Consider the following 25,926-nt stretch of genomic DNA (forward strand, 5'->3'; position numbering starts at 1 on the left):
GCGGCGACCGCCTCGGTCAACGCCGCCAACAATTCGGGCCCGGTGTATAACAACAATACCAGCGGCACGTCGTACGGTTTCCAGGTTGAGACCTGGTTTTAAACACCGGACAAAACCTACTGCGCGTCGCGCTTTGCGGCCTGCGATGCTCGCCGTACTAAAGTACGGCTGCGCTTCTTAGCCACAAATCACTGCCGCTCGCTACGGTTTTCTCCAGTGTTTAAGTTAGCGAATAAAAAAGGCGGAACCTCGGTTCCGCCTTTGCTATTTACACCAAGCCGTTACGGCAAGCCGACCGGCAACTCCGGGTACTCCTGCTTCAGCGCATATTTCGTACCGCCGACGGTCACCGTGTAGTTGGCCGGTCCGGTGATCGGCAGGCGGTAGTTCAGGGTCAGCGCCACGGAGCCGCCTGGCGCCAGCGATTGCCAGGCGGGGATCGTGAAGCGGGCGCGGTTGTAGTTTTTCGTGAAACCGCCGATATTGTTCGGCCCCGTGTAACCGGCATTGATCACCGTCAAGCCGAAGCCGGACTGGTCGCTCAAGTCGGATGGCGCCGAAACAGGATAATCGAACTCCACCACGCTGCCGCCAGGCAAGGTCGTCGCCGTATTGTTTTTCACCGTCATCACCGGGTTGATGGGGAAGTTGCTATCGCCCAATTTCCAGCCACCCAGGGTGATGCTGATATTGGCGGCCGTGCCCGGCATGGCGATCTCGGCGCGCTTGTTGCCGTACGGGCTGGCCGTGCGGAACGCCTGGTACAGCACGTCGGTCAGGGTGGTGCCCATGAAGTACTCGCCCTTGCCGCCATTGCGCGTGGCGTCCCAGGCATAGTCGCCAGCCAGTTCCCAGATCATCACGCCGCCGATATTGTTATTGACGATGTACTGGGCCTTGGCGCCGATCGATTGCGTGGTTTCCGTCGACAGGAACACGCGCTTGCTGGCATTCCACAGCCACGGCGCCACCATGGTGCTGCTGTAATACGGCACATAGCTGCCGACGATGGTCTTGTCGGTGATCTTGTAGGCGTCCAGATAGCTAGGGACGATGCCGTTCTGCAAGTTCAGCGCATGCCAGATCGGGTTGCCGCCGCCCGGCGTCGGGTTGCCTTGCGTATCAAGGTCATGCCAGACGTTATCGATGCCGGTGGCGCCCATGCCGCAGGTTTGCACGCCCGCGCACGTGACCGTGGAATTGGTCAGGGCCGTGGTGCCCCACAGCCCGTTGGTGCCACCCGTCACATCTTTCCAGCCGCGCGTGTAGAACGGCACGCCGATATTGATGCGCCCCGCCTGCAGCGCGCCGCGGTAGTAGCGGTAAGCCCAGTCCGTGTTCAGGTAACCGATGTTCTGGTACTGGTAGGCATTGCCAGCTTTCAGCTCTGCATCGTTGCCATCGTCAAACAGCGGCGCGTTCGGGCCTACGTACTGGTTCCAGGCGCCGTGCAAGTCATAGCTCATCAGGCTGGCGTAATCGAGGTACTGCAGTCCCGACATGTTTTCCTCGCCGCGCAAGACCCAGGCCGAAGCGGAGCCGGCAATCGTCAGCAGATAGTATTTATTGTCCTGCACCGCCGCTTCGTCGAGCTTCTGGCGCAGCACTTTCAGCAGCACGTTGTAGCTGGTCATCAAGCCAGCCAGGCGCGGCTTGGAGGCCGGGAAATCTTTCGGATTGCCCGCTTCGTTATTGGTGGTCGGATGTTCGTAATCGACATCGACCCCATCGAAGAAGGTGTACTGGCGCACGAACGCCACCATGGAGTCGGCCAGGGTATTGATGCCCGCCGTATTCACGCTGCCATCGGCATTGGTGGTGGCCGAATAAAAGCCACCGCTGCCGGCCCAGCCACCCACGGAAATCATCAGTTTCACGCCCGGATATTTCTTTTTATACTGGGCCAGCAGGTTGAAGTGTCCCTTGTAGGGCAAGGCCGGGTCCATCGCCGCGGCCGGCACCGTCGGCCAGGTCAGGCCCGTATCGGGATTAGTTGCCCCGCTGCCGATGGCGATCTTCGAGGTAGCCGGGTCGACCGAGGCAAACGCATAGTTCAGGTGGGTAATCTTGTCCCAGGGCAGGTTATTCACCAGATACGTGGGACTGCCATCGACACCCGTGCGCCAGCTGGCGAAATAGCCGACGATACGCCGGTTCAAGCCATTGCCGAGGATTTCGCGCCCATTGGCATCATAGACCTTGCAGTACGGCACATTCGGCACGGCCGAGATCAAGCCGTCGGGACGGCATGGCGTTGGTGTCGGGGTGGGCGTTGGCGTTGGCGTTGGCGTTGGTGTCGGCGTTGGTGTCGGCGTTGGTGTCGGGGTGGGCGTTGGTGTCGGGGTGGGCGTCGGCGTGGTATCGGCCAGGGCCCATGGGCCCCAGGTATCGGCGGCGCTAGGCACATTGCCCTGGGTCCACCACTTGGCCTTGTAGCTCACGCCCTGGTAGATCACGCACTGGCCGCCCGTGTAGGCGGTGGCCGCATTCCATACCTCGCATGACTCGGTGACGGCCAGCAAGGTGTTCGGGCTGGCCGTGGTACCGCCCTGGCTCCCGCCGCAAGCGACGAGTACGCCGCTGAGCAAGGCCATCAATAAAGCATTCGATTTCATGTTGTCTCCATAAAATGAAACGTCAAAAAAACCGTTGCCGGCCCCTCAAGAGGCTCTATGCAACGGCATGGCTCGGCTTTGGACTGTTACTGTTACTTCAGCTTTACATTCCAGTTCGCTTCCACGCATTTCACGTAGTTGCCACCAATCAAAGCGCTGTACGGCGTCTGATAACTCACCAGCTGGCACTGGTTCTCGCCGCCCGCATTCCAGTTCTTTTCCCAGTAAATGTTGTAGGACGCGGAACTGGCCGCCGTGAAGCGCTGCATATTGGCGCACGACAGTTGTTCACCGTTGATATTCAAGCCCAGGTCGGCGGCAAATTGCTTGTAGTAATCGATGCGGTTTTGCGCAGCCAGTTTTTCCGTCCCTGCACCGCATTCCGCATTGATGATCATGATGGTGGTGGCAAAGTTATTGCCTGCACCTGCCGCCGTGTCGGCTGCATTCGGCACCCAGGTGCCGTCAATCACGTGCAGCATCGACGGTTTTGGTGGTTGTGGATAGACAAAGAAGAAGGTGGCCGAGGCCAGGTTCAGCCAGGTGGACGCTACCAGGTCCGGGTTTTTCAGCAGCACGGACTGGTCGCCATTGTTCATCATTTGCGAGAAAGGACCATAGTTATAGTTGTAGGACAACTGTTTGGCGCCGCGCCCAAAGTATTTCTTGAAACTGCCATCCGCATTCGTGCCGCACGTCCACACCTTGTTGAACACAGGATCGGCACACTCGGCGTTATAGCCACAGCCAGGTCCCGTCTCGGTGCAGCCGAGCTCGCGCAGATACTTCAAGCCCTGGCGCCATTGCGGTACCGGCAGGCTGGCGTTATGGTCGCCCGTTTCTTGTCCAAAATGGGCGAACATGGTGGCCAGGCTGTGACGGCAGATGGTGTCTGCATTACGGCCATCCGTGTAGTCATCGCACAGGCCCGGAAACTTGGCCACGGCCTGCAGGAAGCGCTGATAGGTATAGCTGGCGTCGCGCACGGCAAAATAGAAATCCCATTTGGCGGCAGGCAGCAGGCGCTCGACCCGCCTGACGTTGGCGGGATTACTGGCCAGGCCAGGCTGCACGGCATCGACGGCGGCGTTCGGCAAGGTGCGTAACGACGCCTTGACCTTGCGGAAGAAATCGTTATTGGTCAGCGCTGCCTCGGTGGCCTCGGCCTGGGCCTTGGTAGGAACGGCTGCGGCAGCTTGCGTCGTTGTTTCTGCCAGCAGGGTCGATGCGCTATCTGCTGGGGTGTTGCCGCCGCAAGCCAGCAATACGCTCCCCAGCAAGCCAGCCATCAACGGGGTAGCCAAGCGGCTAATATGCCAAATCTTCACAATCTCTCCTGAAATAATACCTAGTATCAAAGCAACTTTTAATGTTGTACGTAAATGAATGCACATTGAAACAATGGCTTTCTAGATAAGAATGCGATACATAAAATTGGTAGTCAAGTGGTTTTATTAATTATTAGTCATGGCATGCGGGGCCGGACACGCGATGACGTGTCCCGGCAGGTCGCCACGAATGAGCGCCGGGTAAAAAAAGCGCCATGCTTCACGGGGACATGGCGGCTGCCGCAGCGCTGGAAAGGCAAGTGGTATTAGCACTATTGCCAGCGATTAATTTCCATATGGAAAATTTTCAGGCAGAACATATTTCAGCTGCCAGCGATGCTTATTGCAGCTTCACGTTCCAGTTCGCTTCCACGCATTTCACGTAGTTGCCGCCGATCAAGGCGCTATATGGCGTCTGGTAGCTGACCAGCTGGCACTGGTTTTCGCCGCCCGCGTTCCAGTTCTTTTCCCAATAGATGTTGTAGGAGGCGGAACTGGCTGCAGTGAAGCGCTGCATGTTGGCGCACGACAGCTGTTCGCCGCTGATATTCCAGCCCAGGTCGGCAGCAAACTGCTTGTAGTAATCGATGCGGTTTTGTGCGGCCAGCTTTTCCGTGCCCTGCCCGCACTCGGCGTTGATGATCATGATGGTGGTGGCGAAATTGTTGCCCGCGCCAGCCGCCACATCGGCCGCATTCGGCACCCAGGTGCCGTCCAGCACATGCAGCATCGATGGTTTCGGTGGCTGTGGATAGACGAAGAAGAAAGTCGCCGAGGCCAGGTTCAGCCAGGTCGACGCCACCAGGTCCGGATTTTTCAGCAACACGGACTGGTCGCCATTGTTCATCGCTTGCGAGAATGGCCCGTAATTGTAGTTATAAGACAATTGCTTGGCGCCCCGGCCAAAGTATTTCTTGAAGCTGCCATCGGCATTCGTGCCGCAAGTCCACACCTTGTTGAACACGGGGTCGGCACATTCGGCGTTGTAGCCACAGCCTGGGCCCGTCTCGTCGCAGCCCAGCTCGCGCAGGTATTTCAAGCCCTGGCGCCATTGCGGGACCGGCAGGCTGGCATTGTGGTCGCCCGTTTCTTGCCCGAAGTGGGCAAACATGGTGGCCAGGCTGTGGCGGCAGATGGCGTCCGCATTGCGGCCATCCGTATAGTCGTCGCAGATGGCGGGGAACTTGGCCACTGCCTGCAGGAAGCGCTGATAAGTGTAGCTGGCGTCGCGCACGGCAAAATAGAAATCCCATTTGGACGCTGGCAACAGGCGTTCGACCCGCTTGACGTTGAGCGGATTGCTGGCCAGTCCCGGCTGCACGGCGTCGACAGCCGCGTTCGGCAAGGTACGGATGGACGCCTTCACCTTGCGGAAGAAATCGTTGTTGGTCAGCGCCGCCTCGGTGGCCTCGGCCTGGGCCTTGGTGGGCACGCCCGGCGTGGGGGTCGGGGTCGGGGTCGGGGTCGGAGTCGGCGTGGGTGTCGGCGTCGGGGTGGGCGTCGGCGTGCTAGTGTCCAGGCTCCACGGCCCCCACTGGTCGTTGCTGGGCGCCGTACCTTGTACCCACCATTTGGCGCGGTAGACCTTGCCGTCATAAGCGACGCACTGGCCCGCCGTATAGACGGCGCTGGCGCTCCAGACGGGACAGACTTCGTTGGTGACCGTCTCGGCCAGCAAGCTCGAGGGGGCTTCGGTAGTGGAATTGCCGCCGCAAGCGAGCAGCGCACTGCCCAGCAGGCCGGCCATGAAAGGCGTTGCCAGCCAATTGATTTGCCGTGTCTTCACATTCTCTCCTGAACGTTATACGAAACTATCGAAGTAGCTTTTTGTGTTGTATGTAAAGAAAGCGCAGCAAAGCGTTGGCTTTCTGTTCAGAGAATGGGGCGCACAAAATTGGTAGTCAAGTGGTTTTATAAAAATGTGGTTTTATAAGACCAGTTGCAACAGGTAATCACGTCACGGCCAGTGCGGCGACGAGTGAAAAAGGCAAAAAGAATCATCGTCTACGGCGGCAGAATGCAATACCGCGCGGGCTGGCAATGGCAAGTGGTATTAGCACTGCCGCTGCCAATTTATGCCGGCAAGACTCAGCTACGCGATGGCGCGGGAGTTTGCGGATAATACATCTCGTAAAACCAGCTGTAGGCGCTTTCGATCTGCGCCTGGATGCGCGGTGGAATCGCATGCTGTTTGGGCGCAGTGATCGCCGCATATTGCCGGTGTGTATATTTCATGCGGTAATGGCTGTCGCTTTCCTGGATGCCGACGGCAAGCTTGTCGGGGTCTATCTGCCAGGGCGACAAACCCAGCCATGCATACAGGTGCGACATGCATTCCACCGGCCGCGCCATCAAGTCTTCGAAGCGCACGAAGTACAGTTTCTTTTGCACCTCGGTCGGCAGATCGAGCAAGGCATGCAGCGAGCTCAAGGGGGCACCGATGGTGCGGTCCTTGGCAAACAGCATATCGGCCCGTCCCATGCGGTCGAAGTCGGCCAGATGATCGACGAAATCGAGCAGGATGGTACGCTGGTGCTGGGCTTCGATCGAACCATAGACCTGCCCCAGTTCGCGCACGCATACGACCAGCTTGGCCTCTGGCGCCAGTTGCAGCAGCATTTCCACGCAATGCAGCCAGGCACGATTCTTGTCGACCACGCCCTGCTTGCCACAGTCCTTGTACCAGCCGCGCAGGAAGCCCTGCATGGCTGTTTTCAGGTGCCCATAACTGGCGTCAAAGGAAGTATCGAGTTGGGATAAAAAGAAGCTGTCGTCGCTGATCGTGCGCCGCAAGGACAGCAGCGCATTACACAGCGGGGAACTGTTACCTTCGCAATGCAGGTCGGGATGCTGCGCCAGCAGCTGGCACAGCAAGGTCGAGCCGGCCCTGGGGAGACCGGCCACACCGATAAAATTGGATGTCATTGTATGCGCCTGAAAGTGAATGATACCTGTGTCTCGATTATAAGAGCAACGCCACTGTGCACCATCAATAAAAATGCCGCCTCAAATCATGAGGCGGCATTTTCGGCAAACCGCGCCGTGCTACCAGATTCGCCCTTCCTTGTTACTGGCTTTCCTGGCGCGTACTACCGGATACCTCGACCGGCAGGCGCAGGCCGCTATCGACCACGCTCAGGCGCAAACCGGGCAGGACATTGCCGATGACATTGCCCGCCAGTTGCACCACAGGCGGGTTGACGCTGTCGTGTATCTCTACTTTGGCGCCTGGCGCGGCCGGCCCCGTATCGCCGCTGACGATCATGTCGGCTTGCACCATATTGCCTTGCGACGGGGCCACGGCGACGGTCGCGATCACGCTCGTGATGGCGCTTTGCAGTGCTTCCGTCGGATTGACCTTCAGCACGCCATCGACATAGTTCAAGGCATAGTTATTCGACGCCTGCCCCGAGGCCGACACCAGGTAAGTACCGGCCACGGAACCCGTGGTCGCCGGCGTAGTGAACACCAGGTTGCCGTTCACCTCATTGGCCAGTGTGTCACCCGCCACCAGGCCGCTGTAGCTGGCGCTGAACGGAGGGTTGACACGACCCTGGTCTTTTTCAGCGTTATCGACTTTCACCGTCAGCGCCGCCTGCGAAATGCTGGCGGTCGTCGTGGCCTGGTTGCTTGCCAACACATAATTGCCCGCGTCGCTGCCGCCGAGGCCCAGGCCGCTGATGGTCACGGTCTTGCCGTTTGCCGCATTCTTGTCGCTGAAGGCGCCACGAACAGACCCGCCAGCCAGGCTCAAGGCATCGCCAGCCACCATGCCATTGAAGCTGGCGCCCGCCAGGTTCAGGCTGGCCGCCGTGCTGCCGTCATACACCTTGTTGGCTGCCACGATGCCGGAAATATCGCTGATCGTCGCCGGCGTAATGCTGGCCGTCAAGCCAGTCGGATTGCTCACCGAGTAATTGCTGGCCGAACCCGAGCCATCGAGCAAGGTCGTGCCGCTGACCGTCACGGTTTTCGCATTGCCCGCGTTCTTGTCGCTGAAGCTGGCCGTCTGGCCGCCGATGGACAGGGTTTCGCTGCCCACCAGGCCAATCAAGCTTCCGCCTATCAGTTGCGCCACGGTATTGCCGTCGTAGACCTTGTTGCCTGCCACCTGGCCCACCACCGTCAAGGCTTTTGGCGTGATGCTGGCCGTCAAGCCAGTCGGATTGCTCACCGAGTAATTGCTGGCGGAACCCGAGCCATCGAGCAAGGTCGTGCCGCTGACCGTTACGGTTTTCGCATTGCCCGCATTCTTGTCGCTGAAGGCCGCCACCTGGCCGCCGATGGCCAGCGTCTCATCGCCGACCAGGCCGCTCAGACTACCGCCAATCAATTGCGCTACGGCATTGCCATCGTAGACTTTATTGCCTGCCACCTGGCCCACCACCGTCAATACTTTTGGCGTGATGCTGGCCGTCAAGCCAGTCGGATTGCTCACCGTGTAGTTGCTGGCCGAACCCGAGCCATCGAGCAAGGTCGTGCCGCTGACCGACACGGTTTTCGCATTGCCTGCATTCTTGTCGCTGAAGCTGGCCACCTGGCCGCCGATGGACAAGGTTTCGCTGCCCACCAGGCCGCTCAGGCTGCCGCCAATCAATTGCGCCACGGTATTGCCATCGTAGACTTTATTGCCTGCCACCTGGCCGATCACCGTCAGGGCTTTTGGCGTGATGCTGGCCGTCAAGCCAGTCGGATTGCTCACCGAGTAATTGCTGGCCGAACCCGAGCCATCGAGCAAGGTCGTGCCGCTGACCGTCACGGTTTTCGCATTGCCCGCATTCTTGTCGCTGAAGCTGGCCACCTGGCCGCCGATGGACAGGGTTTCGCTGCCCACCAGGCCAATCAAGCTTCCGCCCATCAGTTGCGCCACGGCATTGCCATCATAGACCTTGTTGCCTGCCACCTGGCCCACCACCGTCAAGGCTTTCGGCGTGATGCTGGCCGTCAAGCCAGTCGGATTGCTCACCGAGTAATTGCTGGCCGAACCCGAGCCATCGAGCAAGGTCGTGCCGCTGACCGTTACGGTTTTCGCGTTGCCCGCATTCTTGTCGCTGAAGCTGGCCGTCTGGCCGCCGATGGCCAGCGTCTCATCGCCGACCAGGCCGCTCAGGCTGCCACCGATCAGCTGCGCCACGGCATTGCCATCGTAGACCTTGTTGCCTGCCACCTGGCCCACCACCGTCAAGACTTTTGGCGTGATGCTGGCCGTCAAGCCAGTCGGATTGCTCACCGTGTAGTTGCTGGCCGAACCCGAGCCATCGAGCAAGGTCGTGCCGCTGACCGTCACGGTTTTCGCATTGCCCGCGTTCTTGTCGCTGAAGGCCGCCACCTGGCCGCCGATGGACAGGGTTTCGCTGCCGACCAGGCCGCTCAGACTGCCGCCAATCAATTGCGCCACGGTATTGCCGTCATAAACCTTGTTGCCTGCCACCTGGCCGATCACCGTCAGGGCTTTTGGCGTGATGCTGGCAGTCGTTCCGGCGGAGGTATTGGCCAGGTTGTAATTGCCCGCGTCGGCGCCGCCCAGTGTGATGCCGCTAATGTTGACGGCTTTTCCATTGGCGGCGTTCTTGTCACTGAAGCTGCCGCTGGCGCTCGCTACCGTCAGGTTATCGTTGCCGATGATACCGGCAAACGAGGCGCTGCCCGTGTTCAGGCTGGCGGTCGCACTACCGTCATATACCTTGTTGCCGGCAAGGATACCCCCCACACTGTTGATGGTAGCCTTGCTGATATCGGCCGTGCCGCTGGACGCGTTGTTGCTCAGGATATAGTTGCCCGCATCGGTGCCGGTCAAGGTGATGCCGCTGACCGTCACCGCCTTGCCGCTACCCGCGTTCTTGTCGCTGAATGCGCCGCTGCCAGTGACTGTCAGGCTGTCACCCTTCACCATGCCATCGAAGGTGGCTGCACCGGTCAATGTGGCCGTGGTCAAGCCATCGTAAGTCTTGTTGTTCACGCCCACGCTCGTCACACTGTTGATGGTCGCCTTGCCGATATCGGCCGTGCCGCTGGACGCGTTGTTGGCCAGGATATAGTTGCCCGCATCGGTGCCGGTCAAGGTGATGCCGCTGGCCGCCACGGCCTTGTTGGTACCCGCATTCTTGTCGCTGAATGCACCGCTGCCTGCGACTGTCAGGCTGTCGCCCTTCATCATGCCATCGAAAGTTCCTGCACCGGTCAGCGTGGCCGTGGTCAAGCCATCGTAGGTCTTGTTGTTCACGCCCACGCTCGTCACACTGTTGATGGTCGCCTTGCCGATATCGGCCATGCCGCTGGACGCGTTGTTGGCCAGGATATAGTTGCCGGCATCGGTGCCGGTCAAGGTGATGCCGCTGGCCGCCACCGTCTTGCCGGTACCCGCATTCTTGTCGCTGAATGCACCGCTGCCAGCGACTGTCAGGCTGTCGCCCTTCATCATGCCATCGAAGGTCGCCGCGCCGGTCAGCGCGGCCGTGGTCAAGCCATCGTAGGTCTTGTTATTCACGCCGACACTCGTCACGCTATTGATGGTCGCCTTGCTGATGTTGGCAGTCAGATTACCGGGACTGGTGAAGCTGTAATTGCTGGCCAGGCCAGTGCCATCCTGCAAGACGGTGCCATTGATCGTGACGACCTTGCCCGTACCCACGTTCTTGTCGCTGAAGGTACCGATACCGCCACTGAAGTTCAGGGTTTCACCGCTGACCACGCCAATCAGATTACCACCCGACAACACCGCCGCTGTCGTGCCATCGTAGACTTTATTGCCTGCCGTGACGCCCGACAAGGTAACGGCCTTCGGCGTGATACTGGCTGTCGCCGTCGCCGTGTTGTTGATGAAATTATAGTTGCCCAGGTCGCTGCCACTCAGGGTAATCCCCGCGATATTGACGGTCTTGTTGCTGCCCACGTTTTTATCCGTGAACGCGCCGCTGGCACTGAACAATTGCACGTCATCGCCGGCAATCTTGCCATTGATCACAGCTGAGGCGGGGCTGAGACTGACGTTCAGGTTGCCGTTATATACCTTGTCCAGGGCAGTCAAACCGGTGACATTGCTGATCGACGCTTTCGTGATAGTGCCCGTCACGCCAGAAGGCGCGGCCACCGTATAGTTGCTGGCCAGGCCGGTGCCATTGCTCAAGGTCACACCGTTGACTGAAATGGGCTTGTTCGTCCCCACGTTCTTGTCGTTGTAGCTGCCCTGGGCAGTCAAGCCCAGGGTTTCCGAGCCGACCAGGCCATTGAGCGTGCCGCCGGCGAGAGTCACATCGCGCGTGCCATCGTAGACCTTATTGCCGTTCACGCCAGTCAGGGTCAAGGTCTTGGCGCTGATGTTGGCCGTGCTGCTGGACATATCACTGGCCAGGTTATAGTTGCCCGAGTCCGTTCCGCCCAATGCGATACCGCTGATATTGACGGTCTTGCCATTGCCGGCGTTCTTGTCGCTGAAGCTGCCGCTGGCATTCGACACCGTCAAGTTGTCGCCGCCCACCATGCCGGCAAACGACGCCCCTGCCACGTTCAGGCTGGCGCCAAGCGTGCCGTCATACACCTTGTTGCCTGCAATAAGGCCGCTCACCCCTGAAATCGTGGCTTTGCTGATATCAGCGATGCTGCTGGCGGTAGTCGTGGTCAGGCTGTAGTTGCCAGCGTCCGTACCACCGAGCGCAATACCGCTGATACTGACCGTCTTGCCGCTGCCCGCGTTCTTGTCGCTGAAGCTGCCGCTTGCATTTGACACCGTCAGATTGTCGCCAAGTACCATACCGCTAAACGACGCCCCTGTCGTGTTCAGGTTGGCGGTAACGCTGCCGTCATACACCTTGTTGCCAGCTGCAATACCGCTGACGCTGGCAATGCTTGCCTTGCTGATGTTGGCGGTGGTGTTTGCAGTGTTGCTGGCCAGGTTGTAGTTGCCAGCGTCCGTGCCGCCCAACACGATACCGCTGACATTGACGGTTTTGCCATTGCCGGCATTCTTGTCGCTGAAGCTGGCGCTGGCATTCGACAGCGTCAGGTTGTCGCCGCCCACCATGCCGGCAAACGACGCTCCTGCCGTGTTCAGGCTGGCGGCCGTGCTGCCGTCATACACCTTGTTGCCGGCCACCAGACCGCTCACGCCGGTAATGCTTGCCTTGCTGATATCGGCGGTGCTGCTGGCGGTGGTATTGGTCAGGTTATAGTTACCCGCATCCGCTCCACCGAGCGCGAGACCGCTGATATTGACCGTCTTGCCATTGCCGGCGTTCTTGTCGCTGAAGCTGCCGCTGGCGCTCGATACCGTCAGGTTGTCGCCACCCACCATGCCGGCAAATGACGCGCCCGCCGCGTTCAGGCTGGCGGCAACAGTGCCGTCATAGACCTTGTTGCCAGCCAGAATACCGCTCACGCTGCTGACAGTCGCCTTGCTGATGTTGGCAGTGACATTTGTAGGATTGCTGATCGTATAATTACTAGCGAGACCAGTACCGTTCTGCAAGGTGGTGCCACTGACGGTCACCGACTTGCCATTGCCGACATTTTTGTCGCTGAAGACACCCGTGCTGCCGCTGAAACCCAGCGTTTCACCATTGACCAGATTGCTCAAGGAACCACCGAACAAGAAGGCATCCGTCGTGGCGTCATAGATTTTATTAGCAGCCGTCATGCCAGAAATCGTCAATACCCTGGGCGTAATCGCGCCGACAATGCCGGTCGGTGCAGTCAGCGTATAGTTACTGGCCAGGCCAGTGCCATTGCTCAAGGTGTTCGGATTGACTGCCACGGCCTTGCCTGTACCGGCGTTCGCATCCGCGTACGTGCCGGCCAGGTTAGCCAGACTCAGTGTTTCACCGCTGACCAGGCCATTCAAGCTGCCGCCCGTGAAAGTGGCGCCGGTGTTGCCGTCATACTGTTTGCTGACGACGGACAAGCCACTCACGGTCAAGGCTTTGGGCGTGATATTGCCGGTCAGTGAACCGGATGCCGTGATCACATAATTGCCGCCCGCGCTGCCGGTACCCAGGGCAGTCACCACGATACCGTTACCCACATTCTTGTTGGCAAACACACCTGTATTGAACTGCACGTTGCCGATATCCTGGGCCAGCACGCCGGTCAAGCTGCCGCCGCTCAAGCTGGCGTTGGTCGTGCCATCATAAGCGCGATTGATCACCGTCGCACCGTTCAGTGTCACCCCAAGTTGTGCGATCGTCAGGGTGGCGGCATTATTGGTGATAAGGTAGCCATGCTGGCCCGAATACAGGCCGCCCGCCGTGATGGCATACGTGCCGGCGTTGATGGCGCTACCCGCCGCGCCAAAGTTCATCGTCCCTTGCAGGCGGCCATCGGTCAGGTTGGAATACGTGTAGGTAGGCGCCGTCCAGGTACTGGTGCCATCGTAGGTCTTGCTGGCCGTCCCATTGAAATTGACATACAACGGCGTCATGAATGAGCGCAGCAAGGGCGTGCTATTGCCGTCATACACGATCCAGGTGCCGCCCAGGTCCCAGCCGGCCGCGCTGAAGAGCGACAGGGTTTTCAGCTGCGCCGTGCTCAAGCCTGTGCCGGTTGCGCTGCTTGCCTTGCCGCTGGCGATGCTATCCCAGAAATTACCGCTGGACGCACCGCTATTGGTGCCCGCCAGCCCACCGGCATTGCTTGTACCGCTGACGACGCCGTTGGCATAGTTGTTGGTCAGCGTGCCAGCGTTGGCGCCCACCAGCCCACCACTACTGTCCGTGCCGCTCACGGCGCCGGAGGCATAATTATTGCTGACAGTGCCGGAACTGTAGCCCACCAGGCCACCCACCTGGGAAGCGCCCGTCACGCTGACCGTGCTGAAACTACCGTTGACGGTGCCGGCGTTACTGCCCACCAGAGCGCCCGTATAATTTTTGCCGGTAATACTGCCCCCCTCCAACCCCACATTAGCGATGTATGCGTTGCTGGCGGTGGCGCCAAACAGGCCGGCGTAATCGATGCCGGAACGGTTGACCACCAGGCCATAAATGGTATGCCCCGCACCATCGAACCTGCCGGCGAACGGTGTGGCGCCACTCGTCCCGACGGGAATGAAACTGCCGCCATTCCATACGTCGAGGGTGCTGCTGGCAGTGGTCGCCGCAGCGATATCGTTGGCCAGCACATATTGGGCAGTCAAGCTCATGCCCATCAATTGCAGCTGGTGCGCCGAGGTAATCGTATTCGACCATTCCGAAGCCAGCATCGGCAAGGTGGCGCCCGTGCCCGTAGTGCTGTTGAAGCTGCCATCGGTATTGACCATCACCCAGTTGTTGCCTGTCGCGCCGGCACTGGTGGTGAAATTAAAACCGGTGAAATTGGAGGCGCTTTTCATCTGCGTGCTGCTCAAACCGGTGATGGTGGCAGTGCCGGTGTTGGTGCCTATCGCCAGCCCGGTATTGAGCGTGCTGTTGTAGATGCCATTGACGATGCCATTCGGCGCCTCGTTCTGGCCAGCCACGCCGCCCACGCTGCTGACGCCAGTGACCTTGCCACTGGAATAAACATAACTCAATTTATTACGCACGCCGCCACTGCCGGAGGTATTGTCATTCCTGCCGACCACGCCACCCACATTGCTGACACCGGTGACATTACCGGTCGCGTAGCTGTAGCTCACTGCCCCACCCGTTTCATTCAGGCCAACCAAGCCACCCACATTATCACCCGCGAAACCGCTACCTGCCGTGGCAATGACCGTTGAGGTGGAATAACTATTGCTGATCGCTGCGCCATCATTCTCGCCGACAAGGCCACCCACCTTGCTGCCGCCTGTCACCGCACCGGTGGCGTAGCTATACTCGACGATGCCTTTGGCGCCGCTGGCACTATCGTAGCGGTTATAGCCTATCAAGCCTCCGACTTGTTGCCCGCCAGTCACTGAGCCAGTGGCAAAGCTGCGGGAAACCGTGCCAAAACTCGAGGCAACCAGTCCGCCTGCAGTGGTAGCAGCGCTCACCGTACCAGCGGCCGAACTATTGCTAATACTGCCGTCCACATCGTTATAGCCCACCAGTCCACCGGAGCCAAAGAAACTTGTAGACACCACGCTGGCGCTCGAGCGGCTATTGCTGATGCTGCCATGGTTCCAGCCCACCAGCCCCCCCGTAGCGACGACATTGGAACCGCTGATATTCCCACTCGAATAACTATTGTTGATCTGGCCGAAATTCGTACCGGCCAGTGCACCTGCGCCCAGATAAGCGCCGGAGGCACCAGTGATGTTAGCGCCGACCAGGCCCAGGTTGCTCACCGAACCCGCGCCGCCGATCAAGCCAAACAAGCCGACATCGCCCTCGGGCCGATTGATTTTCAGATTATTAACGACATGACCCAAACCATCAAACTTGCCGCTGAACTGCCCGCCAGCCGATCCGATGGGCATAAATCCGGCGCCGCTCTCCCAGCCTGCGGTGGCAGTGGCATCGATATTGCTCCCCAAGACATAATTGCCACCCAAGCCACCACTTATACCCTGCAAATCGTTGCCCGTCACGCTGCCTTGCGCACCCAGGCTATTAATCACCTTGTACGTAATCACCGTACCGCTACTACCCTGCTTGGTACTGAAATTATTGCCCGAAGGCAGATCCACTTCCGCCTTCACGTTGTAGGTGCTGCCCGTGCCGGCGGCCGAACTCTGGCCGTATTCCAGCGCCAGGCTGGCCGTGCCGCTGCCGCGCATGGCCGTGTTGATATTGATATTGTTTTGCGCCGTCAGGGTCAGCTTGTTGGCCGACCAGGAAATCGTGTCGTTGACGTTGATATTGCCCTGCGTGCCGCTGCCGCCCGACACGCTCTGGATCTGCACATTGCTCGATTTGAGCGCATTGCTGAAGAAGGCGCCCGTCTGGTCGCCGCCGGATGCAGCGATATTGTAATCAGTCGGATCGATCAGCCAGGTGCCGGCCAGGCCCTTGGCCGCCGCCGTGGTCACCTTCAAGCCATCGTCGAGCTTGACGTGCGCGGCCGAGGTATCGATAAAGCCGCCATTGCCGCCCGTGGGGGCGCTGGCGTCCAGCGTGCCGGCCGCGTTCACCGTGCCGCTTTGCATATCGCCCAGCAACTTGATGGTGCCGCCGCGCGTATCGATGGTATGCGCCTCGATGATGCCCGTGTTGTTGACCACGGTTTTCAGCAAGTCGCCGGCCGCCTGCGCGCTCAGCAGCACGCTGCCGCCATCAGCCTTGATCAGGCCGCCATTATTGACCAGCGCGCCGACCGCGCCTTCGTTAATCGCCACGTTCAGCAAGCCATCGCCCGCCACGTCCAGCGTGATGGCCTTGCCCGCTGCCAGAGCTACCGACCCCAGGCGCGCCTGGATCGTGCCTTCGTTCGACACATTGGCGCCCAGCAAGGCGACATAGCCACCGGGCGCACTGATGCTGCCCTGGTTCAAGACCTTGCCCGTGCCATTGCCGCTAAATTGATACTTGCCCGACATAAAGTCGCTATTGGAAATATCGAGCGTCGACGCCACCAGGCCCGCCGTGTTGACGGAAGCCCCCTGGCCGAACAGGATGCCGTTCGGGTTGACGATAAACACCTTGCCGTTGGCCGACAGCTTGCCCAGGATGCTGGTGCCATCGCTGCCCAGCACCCGGTTCAGGGCCACCGCATTGCTGTTGGGCTGGTTGAACTGCACCGACTCGCCCTGGCCAATATTAAAACTGGCCCAGTTGATGACGGCGTTCTGGCTGCCCTGGTTGATCACGGTCGAGCCTGGCGCACCGTTGATGGTAGCCTGCCCCGCCACCACGTTACCGCCCGTCGGCCCCGCCAGGGCCAGCGAACCATAGCCCAGCATCAAGGCCGCCGCCATGCTGGTCAGCGCGAAATGCGCGCCGCCACCGCTGGCGCCAGGCAAGGATCGCTTGCCGGCGGATTTGACGTTTTCAGAGACGGCGGCGTAAGCGCCGGTAGCCTGGTTCCAGATGGAGCGGTAAATGTGGTTCATGATGGTATCCCGATGGTCTTGATATTCTTTTTTTAGAAGTACTTCACGGCTTGCAGCCAGAAACGGCCGGATGCGTCCGGCGCCGAGGTGGCCTTGGCATTGCCCAGCTTGTGCGCGTAATAGGCCTTGACGATCAGCGCATTGGCGCCCGTCCATGTCAGCCCCAGGCCGGCGCCGCTCAGCGTGCGGCGGTTTTCACCGGCGCTCCAGGCGTCGCGGTTGAGCCTGACCGTGCCCGTGTCGGCAAAGCCCACCAGCTGCAGCTGGCCGGCGCTCTCGAAGGCCGGCAGGTTGCGGCGCAATTCCAGGTTCAGCACATATCCCTGGTCGCCATACGCTTCGCCACCGGGATAGGCACGCACGCCCCCCACGCCGCCCAAGCCCATCTTTTCCGAGACATCGAGGTTTTTCGAGGCCCATTGCGCGTTCAGCAAACCGTAGAAACTGGTCTCGGCGCCCAGGTTTTGCAGGCGCACGCCGGTAAAACCCAGCTTGTTGAAACTGCCGTTGCTATCGACGGTCAGCCGGTCGATCAGCAAGGCCAGCGGCGTCTGGATATCGATCTTGCCGCTGGTATAGGTCAGCGAATAGGTGGACAGGCCGCCACCGGCGAAATTGTCGCGCGCATCGCCATTGAGATTGAGCATCCAGATCCGTGCATCCTTGTCATTCACCGTGCCGGTGGATTCGGTCTTGTCCTGGAACTTCTTGCTGTCGTAGCTCAATTGCAGATACAGATTGTTGCTCCGCGAGCGGATCAGGGGGTAACTGCCGTACAGGCTGGCGATCTTGGCCGTGCCCTTGGCTTCCAGTACTGCAAATTCCTTGCCCAGGCGGTAATCCATATAGGTGTAGGCGGCGCCCAGGCGCGCCGCGCCGAGCTGGCCCTGGTAGGCGCCGCGCACGTAGTTCAAGCCATCGGCCGAAGTAAAGGCGCGCACGGTGGCCACGTCGCCGATGCCGGCCAGTTCCGTCACGTTGACGGTGGCGCCGATACGGTTGCGCCCCGTGTAGCGGTTGCCCTGGTTATCCGCATCGACGCTGCCGTTGACGCGCGCGCCGGGCTGCAAGTCGACGATCAGGTCGGACGTGCCCAGGCTTTCGCCTGGCGCCAGGGTCGACGACGCCTGCACGCCAGGCATGTCGGACAGCAGCAGCAAGCGCCGCTCCAGGGGCACGGTAGCGATGATCTGGCCATCGAGGCCCGTCAGGATGGTATTGGCCAGGCCATCGGACAAGCGGCTGGCATTGCGCACTGTGACCTTGCCATACTGGCCAGGCAAGACGGCGATGTTGACCACGCCATCCTTGATGTCTTGCGCGGGTAAGTAAGCCTGTGCCAGGAAATAGCCGCGCGTATGGTAATAGTCGGCAATTTTCGTTGCCATGCCGCGCAAGTCAGTCAGGCTCAGTTCGCTGCCGGGCACGAACCCTGTCGCCGCGATCAGTTCGCTTTCCGCAAACAGCGGCGAGGTCAGGTGCAAGCGTTGTACCCGGATACGCGTGGTGTCGCCTGCAACAGTGGACGGTAGATTGCCTTGCTGCACGCGGATTTCGGGAGGCGCTTTCTTTAGTTGCGGCGTGGCGGGTATCTGCTGCAACTGGCTGCCGGCGCCGGGCGGGTCCACGGCATAAGCATGTTGAATCAAGACCAGCAGGGTCAGGGGCAATAGTTTGGCGTTCAAGTTCTTCCTCTCGATCAGCCCGCGGCGGCAAGGCAGGCGCAAAAAGTATCTGTCGTATGCGGGAGAGAATTGTATTTTTTAATAACAATGTGAAATTACACGTGGCCGCAAAAATGGCCATTCTCAGAAGCAATATTGATACATTCTAGTCCTGTAAAACGTTGCCGTGATGCTATAAGAAGAACTTTGAGCCAGCGCCTCAGGGATCCCTGTTCAAACACAAAAAAAGCCTCAAAAATACGTCAAACTGCCGATTTCATGCTGTCTTGCATGTATCTAAAACGCAACAAAATTATCAGGGAAACACTCCCGAAATGCTAGTCATCGTAATTATGAGAAAAAATACACTGTTATGATTTTTAGTTGCCAAATAAAACAATTAATTAAAAATACAAGCAACATGCAGATCGAATCAACGGGGGAGTGGAGAATTTCACATTTGGCCGCCCAGAGCGGGCAAGTGCAAGAGGAAGAGCGTGGCGGGAGCAAGAGGCGGGCCGGCTGCGCCCGCCGTTTCAAACTGAACGTCAGGCCAGACGCGCGTTGGCAGCCTTGCGGCGGCGCGCCACCACACCCGCCAGGGCCAGGCCCGTCAGCATCATCAGATAGGTTTCCGGCTCCGGCACGGCCGAGATATATTCATAGGTCACCGTCAGGCGGCCAGCCGCGGCCGTTTCGAACTGGGTCAGCAAATTGCCGGAACCACTGCCGTTCGACGCGCCGATGGCATTCAGGCCCAGGTTGATGAAACCGCCGCCATCGGACGAGAACAGGCCAAAGTCGCTGCTGCTGCGGCTGATGAAGCTGTTGGAGCCGGTGCTGCTACGCAAGCCCGTGCTGGCGCCCGAAGTGCCCGCAAAGTCGATGGTGCCGTCAAATGCGCTCAGCGCAAACGTCTCGCTGAAGACAGGATTGGCGACCACCAGCACCGAATTGTCGGGGCGATACAAGGTCAGCAGCGATGACAGGCTCAGGGTCACGTCGGAGGCACTGACATCGAGGCTTTCCGCCTTGCCCGTACCTTGCACCTGGCCAACCAGCGAAAACGTGATCGATTTCAGGAAGCCCAGATTGCTATCAAACTTGGCCAGGCTCAGCGTGTCGTTCCAGTTGGTGCCGCCCAGGGCGCGCTCCACGTTGAATGTTTGGGTGTACACCTCGTCGTGCGGGGCGGCCAGCACAGCCTGCGGGGCGCTCAAGCCGAGCACTACGGCCGTCACCAGGGCATAAAGAGATTTTTGCATCGATAGCTCCAATTCATCAGGAAAAAGTCACGGATAGCGCAAGCACCAGAAAGCGCTCTTGCCCAGATACCAGAAATCAGAAATATGATCATCCAGCTAACTAATTGTAATAAATGCCATCGATTGAATATGCACACTTTGTTGCAATTTTGAAAATTATGATTGTATTTTTGATTGCAAAATACAGCTTGTGATAGTGTGATCTGGAAACAGATTTCTAGTCAGAATTACTCTCCGTGGTGACCATTAGTATCAGACGGCCTGTAAACGACAAACGGCGCGCCCCTGCAGAGGGACGCGCCGTTTGGACGAGATCAGGACAGTTACATTATTTCTTTTTCTTCAGGCGCGTAATCAGGCTCGAGGTGTCGTAACGGTTGCCGCCCGCCTGCTGTACTTCGCCGTAAAACTGGTCCGTCAGCTGCGTCACGGGCAAATCACTGCCGTTGCGTTTGGCTTCGGCGATGCAAATGCCCAGGTCCTTGCGCATCAGGTCGACCGCGAAACCGAAATCGAACTTGCGCTCGATCATGGTCTTGCCGCGGTTTTCCAGCTGCCACGACTGGGCCGCGCCCTTGGCGATCACATCGACTACGCGAGCAGCGTCGAGGCCCGCATTCTCGGCAAAGGCGATGCCTTCACTGAGCGCCTGCACCAGGCCGGCGATGCAGATCTGGTTGACCATCTTGGTCAGCTGGCCCGAACCCGAGGCGCCCATATAGGTGACGGCGCGCGCAAACAGGGCGATCACGGCTTCGGCGCGGGCATACGCTTCCTCGTCGCCGCCCACCATCACCGTCAGCTTGCCATTCTCGGCGCCCGCCTGGCCGCCGGACACGGGGGCGTCAAGGAAGAACACGCCCTTTTCCCTGGCAGCCGCGTGGATGGTGCGGGCTGCTTCAGCCGAGGCGGTGGTGTGGTCGATCAGCACGCTACCGGGCGCCATGGCCGACAGCAAGCCGCCCTCTTCCAGGATGACCTGGTATAAATCATTGTCATTGCCGATGCAGGTGAACACGAATTCGGCCCCGGCAGCGGCGGCGGCCGGCGTAGCCGCGCTCTTGCCCTGATGCTGCTCCAGCCAGGCAGCCGCGCGCGCCGGATTGCGGTTATACACCGTTACCTCATGCCCGCCCGCCGCCAGATGGCCCGCCATGGGAAAGCCCATGACGCCCAAGCCGATGAATGCCACTTTTGCCATATTGTCCGTCCTGTCGATGAAAGAATCCGATTATTGTCACACAAACGGACGCTCGCCGGCAGAGACAAGCTCAGGCACCGCCGCCCGCGCTTTAGCCATAAAAGCAACAAATTAATGAAATGCAATTTTATCTTGCATTTATTACCACACAATATTATATTGATTTGGTAACAAAAAATTACAGTCCCCACCATCTGCCAGCTCATCCACACCAAGGAGGCGATCTTGCAAACTGCCATCTCCCAAGTAAAGGCCCTGATTTTGACTGCCCTGCTGTTCGTGGCAAGTACCGCCCAGGCAAGCATCACCGTGTACACCAACCAGGCCGCGTACCTGGCGGCCGTCAGCGCCACCGCCGTCGATACTTACGACAACTTGCCCATCGATACGATCAATACGCCACTCAACCGCACGGCCGGCGCGTACAGCTACACCGTCACCACCAGCGGCTTGTCATCGCAGTTGTATGGCGCAGGCAACGGAGACGATCATTGGCTGGGCACCAACGCGCCCGGCGACAGCCTCGTGTTTTCCAATTTTTCCAGCACGGTGCGCGGCGTGGGCGGCTTCTTCTTCGGCTCGGATGTTTTCGGCGATTACACCAGCAGCACGAGCAGCACCCTAACCGCCACCAATACCCTGGGCGAAATCTTGACCTATCAGCTGCTGTTGCCCACGCAGTACTCGTTTATCGGCTTCATTTCCAGCGACGCCATCGCGACCTTGCGCTTCAAGAGCAGCGATGCCGACAACGGCGTCTGGGCCACCGTCAACGACTTGCACCTGTCGGCCGCCGCCGTCATCCCCGCCGTTCCGGAACCGTCCAGCTACGCCTTGCTGCTGGCCGGCATGGGCTTGCTGGGCTTGATCGGCCGCCGGCGCCAGGCACGCTCGCGCTAATACCTACAGCAGTTCGCGCAAGGCCCGCACCAGGGCCGCGCAGTCGTCCGGGCTGCCGATGCTGATACGCAGAAACTGGCTGATGCGCGGCGCGTTGAAGTGGCGCACGATCACGGAACGCGCGCGCAAGCCTGCCGCCAGCTGCGCCGCATCGTGCCGCGGATGGCGGACAAAGATAAAATTGGCCTGCGATGGCAGCACCTCAAATCCCAGTTGCGCCAATGCCGTCGCCAACTGTTCGCGGCTGTCGATCACGGCCTGGCGCGTCTGCTGGAAATACGCCTCATCGCGGAAAGACGCCACGGCGCCGGCCAGCGACAGGCGGTCCAGCGGGTAGGAATTGAAGCTGTTCTTGACCCGCTCCAGTGCCTCGATCAAGTCGGGATGGCCCAGCGCAAACCCCACGCGCAAACCGGCCAGCGAGCGCGATTTCGACAAGGTCTGCACCACCAGCAAGTTCGGATACTGGCTGATCAGGGCAACCGCGCTGTCGCCGCCAAAATCCACATACGCCTCGTCGACCACCACCACCGCTTCGGGATGGGCTTGCACCATACTTTCCACGGCAGCCAGGCCCAGGCCGATGCCGGTCGGCGCATTTGGATTCGGAAAGATAATCGCGCCGCACGGCCCCGCATAATCGCCGGGACGTATACGCATCTGCTCGTCGAGCGGCACGGTGCGGTAATCGATGCCGTACAGCTTGCAATACACGGGATAAAAACTGTAGCTAATGTCTGGAAACAGCAGCGGCGCCTCGTGCTTGAGCAGGGCCATGAACACCAGCGCCAGCACTTCATCGGAACCATTGCCGACAAACACCTCCTGAGTCTTTACGCCATGGTAATCGGCCAGTGTTTGCTTGAGCTCGCTGGCGGAAGGATCGGGATACAGGCGCAAGCTGTCCGCCGCCGCCTCGCGCAGCGCAGCCAGCACCTGCGGCGACGGACCGTAGGGATTTTCATTGGTATTGAGCTTCACCAGGCCGGGCAGTTTCGGCTGCTCGCCTGGCACATAGGGGGTAAGTTCGCTTACCACGGCACTCCAGTATCGGCTCATTGCACGCTTATCGTCGGGAAGTTGGGGGAAATAAAACGCGATCAGATTACCATAGTGCTGAGCGGGATCAAGGCTGCGGCTGGGCCGAGGACTAGCGTGACAGATGCAGATGCAACGCGCCGTTGCAGCCTGAAAGGAAACATCATGAACAGCATGCACAAGCTGAACCAGCAGACTGTAGTTTCCAATACGTCAGTCCGGCAGGCACGACGCCACAAGGTTCATGCATGGCTGCGGGTCATGGTTAGCTTGAGTGAACAGGTCGCTGCTGAATTAAGGGACATCTCAGGATTGCAGCGTGATACCTCATCCCTTAAGCGGGCCATGGCGCTGGCCGAACGTCTGGCCGCCAACAGCCGCATCATGCACGATACCCTCGGGACACTGTTTGACAGCGCAGGGGAAAGCGAGGACGATCTAAGCAGCGAGGAGGATACTGTCATGGGCGATCAAGACGGCACACTGGGGGAAGACATGACCAGCGTGAAGCGCGATGTAGCTGATGTGAAGGCGGATCTGTCTGTTGTTAAAGAAGATGTGGGTGAGATGAGGGTGGATATCTCGGAACTGAAAGGGGATGTCGCTGGGTTGAAAGATGATGTAGCTGGATTGAAAATCGATCTGTCTCTTGTGAACGAGGATGTGACTGGATTGAAGAAAGACGTGGGGGAGTTGAAGGTCGATGTTACGCACTTGAAAACGGATGTGCATAGCCTGCAGCTGGATATGGCGGTGGTGAAATCGAATTATGCGACCCGCTCGGATGTCGCTGAAGCGAAGTCGGCTGTTATTTTGTCGTGTGTGGGGACGATGATTGCCTTATCAGGCGTGGCGTTTGCTGTGGCGAAGCTGGTGCACTGAGGCTGCGAATGGGTTGGCTTTTAAAGCTTGAATAGAGGAAAAAACGCCTTGCGCTACGCGCTTTGGGCGGTTTTTTCTACCTGGGTTGAGGCGCTGGCGGATAAGTTTCGTTCCAAATGAAAAAAGCTCCCGTCAGGGAGCTTCTTTACTTGTTTTGGCGGAGAGGGTGGGATTCGAACCCACGGTACGATTTAACGTACGCTTGATTTCGAGTCAAGTACATTCGACCACTCTGCCACCTCTCCTTTACTGCGTGCTGCGGTCTTCGTTCAAATGGACGGTGCCGTTTGAACGAGGCGCTATTCTAGCATGGGGGATGTTGCTTTGGGTAGGGGTTTATTGGCTGGTACGCTACTGAAGTTCAAAACATGAATGGACGATTCGGAGAGCCCTGCGCAAGTATGCGCAGGGCTTCGAATTCCACCGCACGCCCCGCAGGGGGCGTGCTCCTCTGCGCCGGCACAAACAAAAAAAGCTCCCTTGCGGGAGCTTCTTTTGTTTGTTCTGGCGGAGAGGGTGGGATTCGAACCCACGGTACGATTTAACGTACGCTTGATTTCGAGTCAAGTACATTCGACCACTCTGCCACCTCTCCTTTTGCTGCGGTCTTTTCTCACATCGCTGCGAGAAGGCAAGATTATAGCAGCCTGCGCAGAAAAGAAAAGGACTATTTTATATCTTCTTATGCCGCTTTCAGATGCGTCAGGCCGCCCATGTACGGACGCAGCACAGCAGGGATCTCTACGCTGCCATCGGCTTGCTGGTAGTTTTCCAATACTGCCACCAGGGTGCGGCCGACTGCCAGGCCGGAGCCGTTCAGGGTGTGGGCCAGTTCTGGCTTGCCGGCGGCGTTGCGGAAGCGCGCTTGCATGCGGCGGGCCTGGAAGGCTTCGCAGTTCGACAGCGAGGAGATTTCACGGTAGGTGTTTTGCGCCGGCAGCCACACTTCCAGGTCGAAGGTCTTGGCAGCCGTAAAGCCCATGTCACCGGTGCACAGCGACATCACGCGGTATGGCAGGCCCAGGCGTTGCAGGATGACTTCGGCGTGGCCGACCATTTCTTCCAGTACCGCATACGACGTGTCCGGGTGCACCACTTGCACCATCTCGACCTTGTCGAACTGGTGCTGGCGGATCATGCCGCGCGTGTCGCGGCCGTAGCTGCCCGCTTCCGAGCGGAAGCATGGCGTGTGGGCCGTCATTTTCAGGGGCAGTTGATCGAGCGCCAGGATTTCTTCGCGGGCGATGTTGGTCAGCGTCACTTCCGAGGTCGGGATCAGGTAGAAGGTTTCGCCTTCGCCTTCCGCGCCGCCTTTTTTCACCGAGAACAGATCGGCTTCAAATTTCGGCAGCTGGCCCGTGCCGCGCAGCGAATCGGCGTTGACCATGTACGGCGTGTAGCATTCCGTGTAGCCGTGCTCGTCGGTGTGCGTGTTCAGCATGAATTGCGCCAATGCGCGGTGCAGACGGGCGATGCCGCCTTTCATGACGGAGAAGCGCGAACCGGTCAATTTGGTGGCCACTTCGAAATCGAGGCCCAGCGGAGCGCCCACGTCGACGTGATCCTTGACGTCGAAATCGAAGCTGCGTGGCGTGCCGACCTTGCGCACTTCCACGTTACCCGATTCATCCGTACCCACCGGCGCCGACTCGTGCGGCAGGTTCGGCACGGCCATGATGAAATCGCTCAGTTTGGCTTGCACCACGCTCAAGGCGGCCTCGTCGGCTTTCAGTTCATCGCCCAGGCCGGCCACTTGCGCCATCACGGCCGAGGTATCTTCGCCCTTGCCTTTCAACATGCCGATTTGCTTGGACAGCGCGTTGCGCTTGCCCTGCAGTTCTTCGGTGCGGGTCTGGATCGCCTTGCGTTCTGCTTCGAGGGCGTTGAAACCGTCTACATCGAGCTGGAATTTACGCGTCGCCAGACGAGCTGCAACGGTAGCGATGTCTTTACGGAGAAGTTGAATATCTATCATGGGTGGGTGTCGGTGCCGGTGTATCGAAAACACCATTGTACCAAGACACGACCACATGTTTTAGGAGTTTTGCGTCTAGCCAACCATCGTCATGGTCGCGGCTTGCCGGCACTCC

Annotated in this window: 12 protein-coding genes and 2 tRNA genes; 2 read left to right on the forward strand and 12 right to left on the reverse strand. The window is 59.2% G+C overall.

All coding sequences use genetic code 11. From position 1 onward, the window contains the following. Positions 1-281 precede the first annotated feature (281 nt). The 8 genes from ACL9RI_RS16270 to ACL9RI_RS16305 form a co-directional block, all read right to left on the reverse strand. Positions 282-2,615 (reverse strand): chitinase C-terminal domain-containing protein, encoded by a 2,334-nt coding sequence (locus ACL9RI_RS16270; protein ID WP_422727563.1) that lies wholly within the window; start codon positions 2,613-2,615, stop codon positions 282-284. A gap of 92 nt (positions 2,616-2,707) precedes the next feature. Then, positions 2,708-3,943: a chitinase gene (locus ACL9RI_RS16275; protein WP_422727564.1), complete on the reverse strand. Its 1,236-nt coding sequence runs from the start codon at positions 3,941-3,943 to the stop codon at positions 2,708-2,710. A gap of 340 nt (positions 3,944-4,283) precedes the next feature. After that, the gene (locus ACL9RI_RS16280; RefSeq protein WP_422727565.1) at positions 4,284-5,729 is read right to left on the reverse strand and encodes a glycoside hydrolase family 19 protein; all 1,446 of its coding nucleotides are present in this window, start codon (positions 5,727-5,729) and stop codon (positions 4,284-4,286) included. A gap of 302 nt (positions 5,730-6,031) precedes the next feature. After that, entirely contained in the window at positions 6,032-6,868 is an 837-nt protein-coding gene (locus ACL9RI_RS16285) for a sulfotransferase family protein (RefSeq protein ID WP_422727566.1), read from the reverse strand. Between the two features lie 142 nt (positions 6,869-7,010). Beyond that, the gene (locus ACL9RI_RS16290; RefSeq protein WP_422727567.1) at positions 7,011-16,886 is read right to left on the reverse strand and encodes a beta strand repeat-containing protein; all 9,876 of its coding nucleotides are present in this window, start codon (positions 16,884-16,886) and stop codon (positions 7,011-7,013) included. A gap of 32 nt (positions 16,887-16,918) precedes the next feature. Further along, positions 16,919-18,571: a ShlB/FhaC/HecB family hemolysin secretion/activation protein gene (locus tag ACL9RI_RS16295; RefSeq protein WP_422727568.1), complete on the reverse strand. Its 1,653-nt coding sequence runs from the start codon at positions 18,569-18,571 to the stop codon at positions 16,919-16,921. A 527-nt stretch (positions 18,572-19,098) separates the two neighbouring features. Continuing rightward, positions 19,099-19,815 (reverse strand): choice-of-anchor E domain-containing protein, encoded by a 717-nt coding sequence (locus ACL9RI_RS16300; RefSeq protein WP_422727569.1) that lies wholly within the window; start codon positions 19,813-19,815, stop codon positions 19,099-19,101. 328 nt (positions 19,816-20,143) lie between these two features. Beyond that, complete coding sequence (locus ACL9RI_RS16305) at positions 20,144-21,016, reverse strand: NAD(P)-dependent oxidoreductase (RefSeq protein ID WP_422727570.1); 873 nt, start codon at positions 21,014-21,016, stop codon at positions 20,144-20,146. A 225-nt stretch (positions 21,017-21,241) separates the two neighbouring features. Between ACL9RI_RS16305 and ACL9RI_RS16310 the strand changes: the two genes are divergently transcribed. Next, positions 21,242-21,916: a PEP-CTERM sorting domain-containing protein gene (locus ACL9RI_RS16310; RefSeq protein WP_422727571.1), complete on the forward strand. Its 675-nt coding sequence runs from the start codon at positions 21,242-21,244 to the stop codon at positions 21,914-21,916. 3 nt (positions 21,917-21,919) lie between these two features. On the opposite strand, the gene hisC is transcribed toward ACL9RI_RS16310, so the two are convergent. Further along, on the reverse strand, positions 21,920-22,975 hold the full coding sequence (gene hisC / locus ACL9RI_RS16315) for a histidinol-phosphate transaminase (protein ID WP_422727572.1): 1,056 nt from the start codon (positions 22,973-22,975) through the stop codon (positions 21,920-21,922). A 144-nt stretch (positions 22,976-23,119) separates the two neighbouring features. Here hisC and ACL9RI_RS16320 point away from each other — a divergent pair, with 144 nt between their 5' ends. Beyond that, entirely contained in the window at positions 23,120-23,836 is a 717-nt protein-coding gene (locus tag ACL9RI_RS16320; protein ID WP_422727573.1) for a hypothetical protein, read from the forward strand. Between the two features lie 155 nt (positions 23,837-23,991). Here ACL9RI_RS16320 and ACL9RI_RS16325 read toward each other — a convergent pair. The 3 genes from ACL9RI_RS16325 to serS all read right to left on the reverse strand — a co-directional run bounded on the left by ACL9RI_RS16325 (position 23,992) and on the right by serS (position 25,811). After that, positions 23,992-24,081: transfer RNA gene (locus ACL9RI_RS16325), tRNA-Ser, on the reverse strand. Between the two features lie 260 nt (positions 24,082-24,341). Beyond that, positions 24,342-24,431 (reverse strand) — tRNA-Ser (locus ACL9RI_RS16330). A gap of 87 nt (positions 24,432-24,518) precedes the next feature. Next, positions 24,519-25,811, reverse strand: a complete 1,293-nt coding sequence (gene serS / locus ACL9RI_RS16335; protein ID WP_422727574.1) for a serine--tRNA ligase — start codon at positions 25,809-25,811, stop codon at positions 24,519-24,521. Between the last annotated feature and the right edge of the window lie 115 nt (positions 25,812-25,926).

Origin of the sequence: Janthinobacterium sp. Mn2066 (genome assembly GCF_049319705.1) — a bacterium.
Taxonomy (GTDB): domain Bacteria; phylum Pseudomonadota; class Gammaproteobacteria; order Burkholderiales; family Burkholderiaceae_D; genus Janthinobacterium.